Origin of the sequence: Mariprofundus erugo, from assembly GCF_005818865.1 — a bacterium.
Lineage (GTDB): Bacteria > Pseudomonadota > Zetaproteobacteria > Mariprofundales > Mariprofundaceae > Mariprofundus > Mariprofundus erugo.
On record NZ_VBRY01000007.1, the window covers coordinates 172,965 to 183,894 of the forward strand.

General features: G+C 57.2%; 8 protein-coding genes. 4 read left to right on the forward strand and 4 right to left on the reverse strand.

The window, feature by feature from the left end; all coding sequences use genetic code 11:
• Positions 1-163: 163 nt before the first annotated feature.
• The 3 genes from FEF65_RS08950 to dusB are packed head-to-tail and all read right to left on the reverse strand — an operon-like array spanning position 164 to position 3,596.
• Complete coding sequence (locus tag FEF65_RS08950; protein ID WP_138239453.1) at positions 164-1,564, reverse strand: sigma-54-dependent transcriptional regulator; 1,401 nt, start codon at positions 1,562-1,564, stop codon at positions 164-166.
• On the reverse strand, positions 1,565-2,596 hold the full coding sequence (locus FEF65_RS08955) for a two-component system sensor histidine kinase NtrB (protein ID WP_238701305.1): 1,032 nt from the start codon (positions 2,594-2,596) through the stop codon (positions 1,565-1,567). It lies immediately after the preceding gene.
• The gene (gene dusB, locus FEF65_RS08960) at positions 2,574-3,596 is read right to left on the reverse strand and encodes a tRNA dihydrouridine synthase DusB (RefSeq protein WP_138239454.1); all 1,023 of its coding nucleotides are present in this window, start codon (positions 3,594-3,596) and stop codon (positions 2,574-2,576) included. Before dusB ends, FEF65_RS08955 begins: the two co-directional genes overlap by 23 nt.
• A 223-nt stretch (positions 3,597-3,819) precedes the next feature.
• On the opposite strand from dusB, the gene yihA reads away from it, so the two are divergent.
• A complete protein-coding gene (gene yihA / locus FEF65_RS08965) occupies positions 3,820-4,425 on the forward strand; it encodes a ribosome biogenesis GTP-binding protein YihA/YsxC (RefSeq protein ID WP_138239455.1) in 606 nt (201 codons plus the stop codon).
• Between the two features lie 243 nt (positions 4,426-4,668).
• Here yihA and FEF65_RS08970 read toward each other — a convergent pair whose 3' ends face one another.
• A complete protein-coding gene (locus FEF65_RS08970; protein ID WP_138239456.1) occupies positions 4,669-4,956 on the reverse strand; it encodes a Dabb family protein in 288 nt (95 codons plus the stop codon).
• Positions 4,957-5,232: 276 nt separating this feature from the next.
• On the opposite strand from FEF65_RS08970, the gene FEF65_RS08975 reads away from it, so the two are divergent.
• From FEF65_RS08975 to FEF65_RS08985, 3 genes are all read left to right on the forward strand, one after another.
• A complete protein-coding gene (locus FEF65_RS08975) occupies positions 5,233-5,790 on the forward strand; it encodes a hypothetical protein (protein WP_138239457.1) in 558 nt (185 codons plus the stop codon).
• Positions 5,791-6,038: 248 nt separating this feature from the next.
• Positions 6,039-9,554, forward strand: coding sequence for a DNA polymerase III subunit alpha (gene dnaE, locus FEF65_RS08980; protein WP_138239458.1), 3,516 nt, complete (start codon positions 6,039-6,041; stop codon positions 9,552-9,554).
• A gap of 1 nt (position 9,555) precedes the next feature.
• Entirely contained in the window at positions 9,556-10,512 is a 957-nt protein-coding gene (locus FEF65_RS08985; RefSeq protein WP_162847936.1) for an acetyl-CoA carboxylase carboxyltransferase subunit alpha, read from the forward strand.
• Positions 10,513-10,930: the final 418 nt, after the last annotated feature.

The window sequence follows — 10,930 nt, forward strand, 5'->3', positions numbered from 1 at the left end:
ATAGTTGTGGCGAAAACGCGGTGGACAGTGCATATCCGGTGGCGGGAAGTCAAATGACAATTGTGTGGCATAGGCAGGCATCCGGCCGGATGGCCGGATGCCGCAGCGGATTTGTGCCAGGGCCGCTCCGGGTCATGCCGATATGCCCTGATTCAGTACTCTCTCAGCGGAAATAGGCCGGGTCGATATTGTACTTTCGCAACAGCTTGCGCACGGTGTTGCGGTTCAGGCCGAGCATGTCTGACACCTTCAGCTGGTTGCCATGACACTGTTCCAGTGCCAGCACCAGCAGGGGCGGCTCGACCTGTTCGAGCATGTACTGATGCAGATTGGTGGCTCGGGCATAGCCCAGCTGATGCAGGTATTGCCGGGTGCAGCGGGTGACGGAGTCTCCGAGCGTCTCTTCCTCACCGGTGTGGTTGTTGGTGTTACCCAGGGCCAGTGCCACATCGGTCAGCGTGATGGTGGCGCCGGGGGTCAATACCGCCAGACGACGCATGACGTTTTTCAGTTCACGCACATTGCCGGGCCAGTCATGCCGGCTTAACAGATCCATGGCATCATCGAGCAGGATCGGTTTGTCCATGCCGAGCTCTTCCGTGGCCTGATCCAGCAGGAAGTTGGCCAGCTCAGGGATATCATCCCGACGCTCGCGTAACGGCGGAATCTGTACCGGAATGACGTTCAGACGGTAGTAGAGGTCTTCACGGAATTCACCCTTGGTGATTTTGCTGGTCAGGTTCTGGTGGGTGGCGGCGAGCAGGCGTACATTGACCACCCTGGATTCACTGCCGCCCACACGCTGGACCCGGCCCTCCTCCAGTACACGCAGCAACTTGGCCTGCAGCGCCAGCGGCATATCACCGATTTCATCCAGAAACAGGGTACCGCCATCGGCCTGCACGAAGCGGCCCTCGCGTGTTTTATCGGCGCCGGTGAATGAGCCCTTTTCATGGCCGAACAGCTCGGATTCAAGCAGATCGGCAGGAATGGCGGCGGTATTGATGGCGACAAAGGCTTTGCCTGCCCGCTGACTGCGTTCGTGCAGTGTCTTGGCGACCATCTCCTTGCCGGTACCCGACTCTCCGGTGATCAGGACAGTCAAATCGGAGGTGGCCACGCGTCCCAGGGTGCGGAACATCTGCTGCATGGCCGGGCTGCGGCCGATGATCAGATCTTCGTTCTTTTCACTGCGTACGTTACCACTGACTTTTTCTTTTTTTGCAGGGCGCACTCTTGCCAGCAGCTGCCTTACCTCGCCAAGGTCGAATGGCTTGGGCAGATACTCCATGGCCCCCATGCGGTATGCCTCAGCGGCATGACCGAAGGTGGTTTCCGCCGTCAGCATGACAACCGGCATCGGCAGGCCCGATGCAAGCAGATCCATGCCATTACCATCCGGCAGATAGACATCAAGAAATGCCAGTGCAAACGGGCCGGTGGTCAGGGCTGCGCGCGCTTCGGCAATCGAGCCTGCCGCCACCACATCAACGCCTTCTTCACGCAGCACCTTGTCCAGTACCCAGCGAATGCCCTCATCATCATCAACAATCAATACTCGCATCTATTTATCCTCATTGCTGTGGCGGACCGGCAGTTGCAGGGTCATGGTGGTGCGCCCGTTATCGCAGCGCATATTGATACGGCCGCCATGCTCGAGCATGACCCGTTGCACCAGTGCCAGCCCCAGGCCGCTACCGCGCTGCTTGCCTGTGACGTAGGGTTCAAACAGCCGCTCCCTCAGTTCCGGAGGTACGGTCTGTCCGTCGTTGGTGATGCGAACCTCGATCACCTGTCCATGATGGCCGGGCAGGTGAACGAGTGGTGCCATCCGTGTCTGCCACTCAATATAGCTGTCGGCGGCCTCAACGGCATTCTGCCACAGGTTTTCCAGCGCCTGTCTGAGTCGACCTGTATCGGCCTGCGTTTCCGGCAGGCTGGGATCGAATACCTGGCTGACCCGGATGCCTTCAACCGGGCGGGAGACATCCTGAATCAGTGTGTGAATGTTGATCGACTGCATGCGAATGGCGGCACGCGGGCCGACCTGCAGAAATGCATCGATGCGCCCGCGAATTCGGTCTACGTCATCGAGCATACGGGTGACAGCCTCCCGGGTTGAGGGGGTAAGCTCCTGCTCATTGAGCCACTGGCTGGCGCCCTTCAGTGATGCCAGCGGGTTTTTGACCTCATGCGCCATCTCCAGGGCAATGCGGGCTACGGCCTCTGCCATTTCATGGCGTCGGGCATGGCGCTCAACTTCGCTGCGGTGGGCTTCCGGGATAAAGACAGCGGTCATGCCGCCCTCATGCAGGCCCAGGTGCAGGGAGATCGGGGTGCCTGTGCTGCGCATGCAGAGATGGTGATTGGAGGCTCCGCCGCTATAGGGCGTCAGTAATGCCAGCACACGCTCAATCTCGACAGAGGGTGAAAAAATCGATGCGAGGCTGCGTCCTACCAGCTTGCGGTCCGATTGCCCCAGTGCCTCCTGTGCCAACAGATTGGTTTGCAGAATACGGGCTTCGCTGTCCAGCAGGATCAGCGGCAGCGGCAGGAATGAAAGAGGGATTTGCTCAAGCATGCAGCGGTCGCTCATGGTGAAGCTGCAATTCGGGTGAGAGAAAGTAATGGCGCGCCACATCGAGCATCTGTTGCCAGTCATTCAGCGTCTGGAATGACTGACGGAACTCGGCTGATCCGTGCAGCCCCTTGCTGTACCAGATGACATGTTTGCGGGCGAGTTTCGAGGCGGTGCGGATGCCATGATGGGCAGCCATCTGTTGCAGATGCTCGTCGACAATCGCCCAGCGTTCGGTTGCTGTAGGTGGTGGCGGGAGGGGCAGCCCCATGATGGCGGCGTGAACTTCGCCAAGCACCCAGGGGTTACCCTGAACGGCTCGACCCACCATGATACCATCACAGCCGGAGATGCGGATCATTTCACGTGCCGATGCCGCATCGATAATATCGCCATTGCCGATCACCGGAATCGATACGGCGGCTTTGGCCCGGCCGATATCTTCCCAGTTGGCATGGCCATGGAACATCTGGGCACGGGTGCGGCCGTGGACCGTCAGCAGCTGAATACCGCTCTCTTCGGCAATGCGGGCGATCTGTTCCACATTTTTGTTCTGTTCGTCCCAGCCGGTGCGAATTTTCAGCGTGACGGGCACATCGACAGCAGCCACTACAGCCTCAAGGACGCGCGCCACCAGTGGCGGATCCTTCAGCATGGCAGAGCCAGCGATCTGTTTGCATATTTTTTTGACCGGACAGCCCATATTGATGTCGACAAAGTCAGCGCCATGGCCAACAGCCCAGCGGGCAGCCTCGGTGACAAAAGCGGGATCGGAGCCGGCAATCTGGATGGAGACCGGGTGCTCGTCCGCTCCCAGCTCCGCCATGCGCTCGGTGCGTTCACGCCCCATATCCACGGCGCGCGATGCAATCATCTCGGTCACCATCAGGCCGACGCCAAAGCGTTTGCAGATGCGCCGGAACGGGAGGTCGGTAATGCCGGCCATCGGTGCCAGTACCAGCGGGTCATCAATGGTATATTTCCCCAGTCTGAAGCCGGGAAGCAATCTGTTGTTCATCGGTATAAGTGTCCTGTTGCCTAAAAAACGGGCAAGCATAGCTGCGACTTCAGCAGTGAGCCAGTTCAGCATGCGATACCAGTGGTATTGCATGAAAATTTCTACTGTTTGCGTGGCCGGGTGTGCGTCATTTTGCCGCAAAGAGCCGCTGTCGTGGTTGCTCGTTGCAGCAGGCCTGCAGGTTCAGCTTGCCCGGAAGATAGACAGTTGTCAGCCTCGCCGCATGAACGATACAACAGCGTCCCGCATTCACTGGCCTAATACGCACTTTCTGCAATCGGTCGCCAATGCGCGCGAGTTCCCGGATACGGGGTTGCCGCAGGTGGCTGTGGCCGGCCACTCCAATGTAGGCAAGTCCTCCCTGATGAATGCACTGTTCGGCCGTAACGGGCTGGTGAAGACATCGAAAAACCCTGGCTGTACGCGCCTGCTGAATCTGTTCGCCGTTGACGATCGTATGCTGGTGGTGGATTTGCCGGGTTACGGTTATGCGAGAGCCTCAAAAAGTGAGCAGAATCGCTGGATCAGCATGATTGATGGCTACCTCACCGGTGCTGATCTCAAACTGGTGCTGGTGCTGCTTGATATACGCCATGGGCCGAAGGACTCGGATATGCAGCTGATCGAGTGGCTGAATGAGGCCGGTATTCGCTGGGTGCCGGTGGCCACCAAGGCGGATAAACTCTCCGGTAACGGGCGTTCCAGGCGGTTGAAAGAGATGACCGATGCGATGGGGGGGCTGCTCAAGCCGCTACCCACCTCCAGCGCCAAAGGGCTGGGCATCGACAACCTGCGCGCTTTGCTGCAGCAGGAGCTGTTCGACGCATAAGCAAAGGCAAGGTGTTGCTTTGCCTTTGCATGCCGTCCATGGCTCGCTCGGAAGCGCCGAACTTAATCAGCGCTTCCTTAAGGAGATGCTGATTTATTGCCCTCCTGGCAAAAATCAGTTCGCAAGGACAAAAGCGTGGTTTTGTCTTTGCTTACAAATCAGGCACTTACGCGCCTGATTTGGCGAGCCGTCCATGGCTCGCTCGGAAGCGCCGAACTTAATCAGCGCTTCCTTAACGCTTTATCACTGGCTTAATTCGTAATCAACGACAGTGCGGGCCATGGTTGCCGCCCTGACCATGGGCACAACGGCCTGATGTTCAGGGTGGGCCTGATATGCGGCCAGAGCATCACGATCCGTATGCGTTGTGGTCAGTACCAGATCAGCCGACTGCTCTGACTGCAGAAAGTCGATGCCGACTTCAATAGCAAGCAGGCCGGGGATCTTTCCCGCCAGAGCCTCAAGTGCGGCTTTGAGAGCGGCAGCTCCGTTTTTATCCTTCAGCTTCCACATGACGATATGTTTGACCATGCATGATTCCCCTTGTTGGCACTTTAGCCGCACAGGCTACGTGGCACAGCCTGCGGGTAAAGTCACACCGTTATCCTTTGCCGGTGTCGTGCCGGTGCGAGTCATTCGGGCGCTTGTCTCACCGGTGTCATAATTATCTGCATAGTGCGCTGTTCCTGTTCTGTTGCACGTTCCGGGTGTGGCCAGCGCCGCTCAATAGCAAAGAGCGCAAGCGGAGTGGTCCGTCATTGATTGATGACATGCAAGGCCGTCTGTGCGGATACAGGAAATGACTGAATGACAATCGATGAACGAGAGGCTGAAATGAAACTACGTCTGTTAAAAACTTTGATCGCGCTGTGGGTGGCATCCATTATGATGCCTGTGATCAGTGCCGAGGCTGATGAGCTGGTAAGGCTGAATATCGCGGCTTTTGAGAAGCGAGATCCCAATTATGAATTTGATTCAATCATTACCGGTACCTATGCCCAGCTGTTTGAGCAGGTGCAGGGCAAGGCCGATGTGATCTTTCTTAACCGGACACCGGTACTGAAGAACGGTGACGTGGTGAATCTGCAGCTGGATGCGCTGCGCATGGCTCAGGGTAATCTTTCCAATGGTGGCTTGAACTGCCAGTTCGGTTTCACCAATGAGTCGGATGAAGATTCCCAGTTTTACTCGATTGCCGGTATGTGCAACATTATGTATGCCGAGGATGAAGGGACTCGCAAGGTGCGCCTGATTATCAAGCGCTCCATGCTTTCGGATGTGAACTACGGCATGAATGTGTGGATGAAGGTCTACGAAGACAAGACGGCCGGCGTTGTGATCTACGGTGACGTGGATCCGAAATAAAGTGATTCATATGGCCGGCCAGGCTCGATGCATGGCCGGCAGCTCCGTGTTTTGAACGTCTGCCTTATGGAGCTTTTTGCCTTGTGGTTGCCAGGGCGATATCGATTTACAGGTGTCCGTGCGGGCTGATGATGGCTCGCACGGAGGCAGTGAATAGGTCACGATTTCTCTGAATATCTTGCAGGGAGGCATGGTCCGGGCTGCTGCCGGATAATGCAAAACAGCTGTGTCGCGGTTATCCTCGCCACATGCGATTCGCCCCGTTTGCCCACCTGCATGTTCACTCCGACTTCTCCCTGCTGGGTGCCACCCTCTCTGTCAGCGAAATGCTTAACAGGGTGGCGGAGATGCATCAGCCTGCTGTAGCGCTGACCGATTATGGCAACCTGTTTGGTGCCATCGAGTTTTATACCAAAGCCATGCGTATGGGCATCAAGCCGATTATGGGCTGTGAAGTTTATATCTGCGAAGATCACAACCAGCGTATTTCAGAGGGGCCGCGCGGCCCCCGTTTTCCGCAGCTGGTGCTGCTGGCTCGCAATAATCGTGGCTGGAAAAATCTGCTGAAACTGGTTTCAGTCTCCTATCTTGAAGGTTTTTATTATAAGCCGCGTGTCGGCAAGCCATTTCTGCGCGAACATGCCGATGGCCTGATTGCGCTCTCATCCGGCTGGAACGGAGAGGTGGAGCAGCATCTGCAGCGGGGGGACCGGGAGGCGGCCCGTCAGGCGGCGATCGCCTACCGTGATATGTTTCATGAAAACTGCTTTTTTCTTGAGATTCAACGCCATAACGCCGCCGGCCAGGAGCGGGTTAATGATGCCCTGATCGAACTGGCGCATGAGCTGCATATTCCACTGGTGGCGAGTAACAATGCCCACTTCCTTGAGCGCGAGGATTTTCAGGCGTTCGAGGCGATGCTGGCGTTGCAACAGAACCGTACCATCCACGATGATGTGGCCGGCCACTTTACGCCTGAATATTATCTGAAGTCGTATGAGGAGATGCAGGCGCTGTTCGAGGATATTCCCGAGGCGCTGGAAAACAGCATCCATATTGCCAACCGCTGCAATGTGGATTTGCAGTTCGGCCACTATCAGCTGCCTGATTTTCAGCCGCCTGAGGATATGGAACTGTCGGCCTATATGCGCGAGCAATCGGCCGAGGGACTTCATGAGCGCTGGCCGGCGATTCTTGCCGGTGACCCTGAGGCAAAACGGGAAATATACGATGCCCGCCTGCAGTTCGAGCTCGATGTGATCGAAAAGATGGGCTTTCCCGGCTACTTCCTGATCGTATCGGACTTCATAACCTGGTCGAAGCATCAGGGGATTCCGGTCGGACCGGGCCGTGGTTCCGGTGCCGGCTCCCTGGTTGCCTATTGCCTGAAAATTACCGATCTGGATCCGATCAAGTATGGCCTGCTGTTCGAGCGATTCCTCAATCCCGAACGTGTCTCGATGCCCGACTTCGATATCGATTTCTGTATGAGCCGGCGTGAAGAGGCGATCCGTTATGTGACGGCAAAATATGGCGAGGACAAGGTGGCGCAGATCATCACCTTCGGTTCGATGAAGGCCAAGGCGGTGATCAGGGATGTCGGGCGCGTGCTTGGCATGGAGCTCGCCAAGGTCAACATGATCGCCAAACTGGTGCCGAATGATCTGAAAATGACGCTTGAAAAGGCGCTGGTGGATGAGCCCAAGCTGGCCAAACTGGTCAAGGAGGATGTGGAGGTCGAACGTTTGTTCGCGCTGGCCCGCAGGCTGGAGGGGCGTCACCGTAATGCCGGCAAGCATGCTGCCGGTGTGATTATCGGCCGGCGTGAGCTGGTCGATACAGCACCATTGTTCAAGGTGGCCGGCGAAGAGGGCAAGGTGGTCCAGTGGGACATGGCCAATGTGGAGAAGGTGGGGCTGATCAAGTTCGACTTTCTCGGCCTGAAAACACTGACGGTGATTGATATCGCGGTGAAGCTGGTGCGCCAGTATGAAAGCGGTGATGTTGCCCGCAACTTTGATATCACCAGAATCCCGATGGACGATCTGGCTACCTTCAAGCTGATGCAGCGAGGGCAGACCGGTGCGGTGTTCCAGGTGGAATCATCGGGCATGCGTGATCTTCTGACCCGTCTCAAGCCCGACTGTTTTGAGGACATTATTGCACTGGTGGCACTCTACCGCCCCGGCCCGCTGGAATCGGGCATGGTGGATACCTTTATCGAGTGTAAGCACGGGCGCCAGGAGATTGTTTATCTGTTTCCGCAGCTCAAGCCCATCCTGCAGGAAACCAACGGTGTGATTCTGTATCAGGAGCAGGTGATGCAGATCGCCCAGCTGCTGGCCGGCTATACGCTGGGGCAGGCGGATATGCTGCGGCGAGCCATGGGTAAGAAAAAGCCCGAAGAGATGGCCAAGCAGCGCCAGATTTTCATGGAGGGTGCGGAGAAGCAGAAGGTGAACCTTGAAAAGGCCGAACATATGTTCGACCTGATGGAGAAGTTCGCCGGCTACGGCTTTAACAAGTCGCACTCTGCCGCCTATGCACTGATCTCGTATCAGACCGCCTATCTGAAAGCGCACTATCCGCGCGCCTTTATGGCCGCCACGATGAGCTGCGATATGGGCAATACCGATAAACTGGCGATGCTGGTGAGTGATTGTCGCAATATGGGCATCGAGGTGACACCGCCGCATATCAATGAATCCGACTGGGAATTCAGGCCTGAAGGTGAGCATATCCGCTATGGTTTGGGGGCGATCAAGGGGGTGGGTGAAGCTGCGGTGCGTGCCGTGATCGAGGAGCGCAAGAAGCGTGGCCCGTTCTCCTCCTTCGAGGATATGATCATGCGGGCTCCGCCGCGTACGCTCAACAAGCGAATTCTTGAGGCGTTGATCAAGGCCGGGGCTCTCTCCGGTTTAATCCCGCATCAGCGGGCAGCCCTGGAGGGGATGGGGGAAGTGCTTGAAGCGCTGTCGCGCAAGCGCAAGGAGTTTGCCTCCAATCAGTCCTCGCTGTTTGGTGTCGCCGAGCCTGAAAGTGATAGCGGTGGTTTCCCTGCGGTCACGCCGTGGAATGCCGGTGAGTGTTTGCAGGCTGAACGTGAGGTGATCGGTTTTTATCTGACCGGCCACCCGCTGGAGTCATGGCTGAAGCGGGCCACAGGGTTGAGTGATTGTCATCTGGGCGAGCTGGCGACGCGCGAGGATGGCAGTGAGGTGGTGATTGCCGTTGGTGTTTCATCCATTCGCCAGTACCAGGGTGGACGCGGTACGATGGCATTCGTGCAGCTGGAAGATTTGCACGGGCAGGCGGAAATGGTCTGCTTCGCCGCGGTCTATGCCGAAGCTGCAGAATTGCTGCAGGCGGATATCCCGTTGTTGGTCGCGGTGCGTGTGGATCGCAGCAAGGATGAGCCGGTTCTGATTGCCGATGCGATTGCCTCGCTGGAAGAACTGATGCCGGATCTGGTCAGTGAAGTGCAGATTTCAACAGCCAGCCTGACCTGGGATCGGGAGACGGTGACCTGGTTAAAATCGCTGGCCACGGGAGGGCCTGCATGTCTGTCATTCCATGTCAGGCTGCCGGACGCTAGTCTTGCCCTTTTGCAGACCGGACCGTGTATTCGCTGGGATGAGCAGACCAAAGCACAACTGGATGCCCGTTTCGGCGTTGACGCCATTCATGTTCGTTGCCGGGCATGGAAGCCTGTACGCCCTCAGCAGGTGCGCAGGGGACAAGATCGGAACGACAAGAGAGGATAAAGTGGCCTTTAGTTATCTCGAATTTGAACGTCCAATTGCGGAGTTGACCTCCAAGATCGAGGAGTTGTCCAGTATGGGCAGCGGCTCGGGGGTGAACATTGCCGAAGAGGTGGAGCGGCTGAATATCAAGCGCGACAAGCTGGTCGAGCAGATCTACAGCAAAGCGACCCGCTCCCAGATTTGCCAGTTATCCAGACATCCCGACAGGCCGTATGTTCTTGATTATATTCCGCTTCTTTTTGATGATTTTCAGGAGCTGCATGGTGAGCGCACCTTTGCCGATGACGGTGCGATTGTCGGTGGCCTGGCCAGCTTCCGTGGCCGGAGTGTGATGGTCGTGGGACACCAGAAGGGGCGTGATACCAAGGAGAAGTTGCGGCGCAACTTCGGCATGCCGAGGCCTGAAGGCTATCGTAAGGCACTGCGCCTGTTCCGTTTGGCCGAGCGCTTCGATTTGCCTGTATTGACCTTTATCGATACCGCCGGTGCCTGGCCGGGTATCGATGCAGAAGAGCACGGCCAGAGTGAGGCGATTGCCCGTAACCTGCAGGAGCTGGCCGGGTTGAAGGTGCCGGTGATCTGCACCGTGATCGGCGAAGGTGGCTCCGGTGGCGCGCTGGCGATTGGTGTCGGTGATCGCATGTATATGCAGCAGTTTTCCACCTATTCGGTGATTTCACCGGAAGGGTGTGCGGCGATTCTCTGGCGTGACCGCGCGTTTGCCTCCGAAGCAGCAGAGGCATTGAAGCCGACGGCACAGGATCTGCAGGAGCTCGGACTGATTGATGGTATTATTGCCGAGCCGAAAGAGGGCGCCCATCGCAATGTGGCGGCGGCGGCAGAGCTGATCGGCAATGTGCTGGAAGGCACACTGAAAGAACTGCTCTCCATGTCGACTGACAAGCTGCTTGCAGGCCGCGCCGAGCGCCTGCGTCGTATTGGTGCGTTCAGCGAGTAACGACTGCCTTTGACAGGCTGGCGCGCCGCTCTATGCTGCGCCGCCTGTCATTGTTGGCATAAGTGCAGAAACGGTGCACATCATGCTGACAACATATGGAGAGGTACTCGAAGCGGTCACAACGGCACCGACTCGAAATCGGTTGGGGGCGAAAGTCCCACGCGGTTTCGACAAATGTGCAGGAGCAACATTTGAACGCCGGAAGTATGACGGCGGCCCCGTAAGGGGTGAGGGGCAGGAGCCCCGAATCATCCCGCCCGCAGGGCAACGGTTCAGGTTGGCATAAGTGCGGAAACGGTGCACATCATGCTGACAACATATGGAGAGGTACTCGAAGCGGTCACAACGGCACCGACTCGAAATCGGTTGGGGGCGAAAGTCCCACGCGGTTTCGACAAATGTGCAGGAGCAACATTTG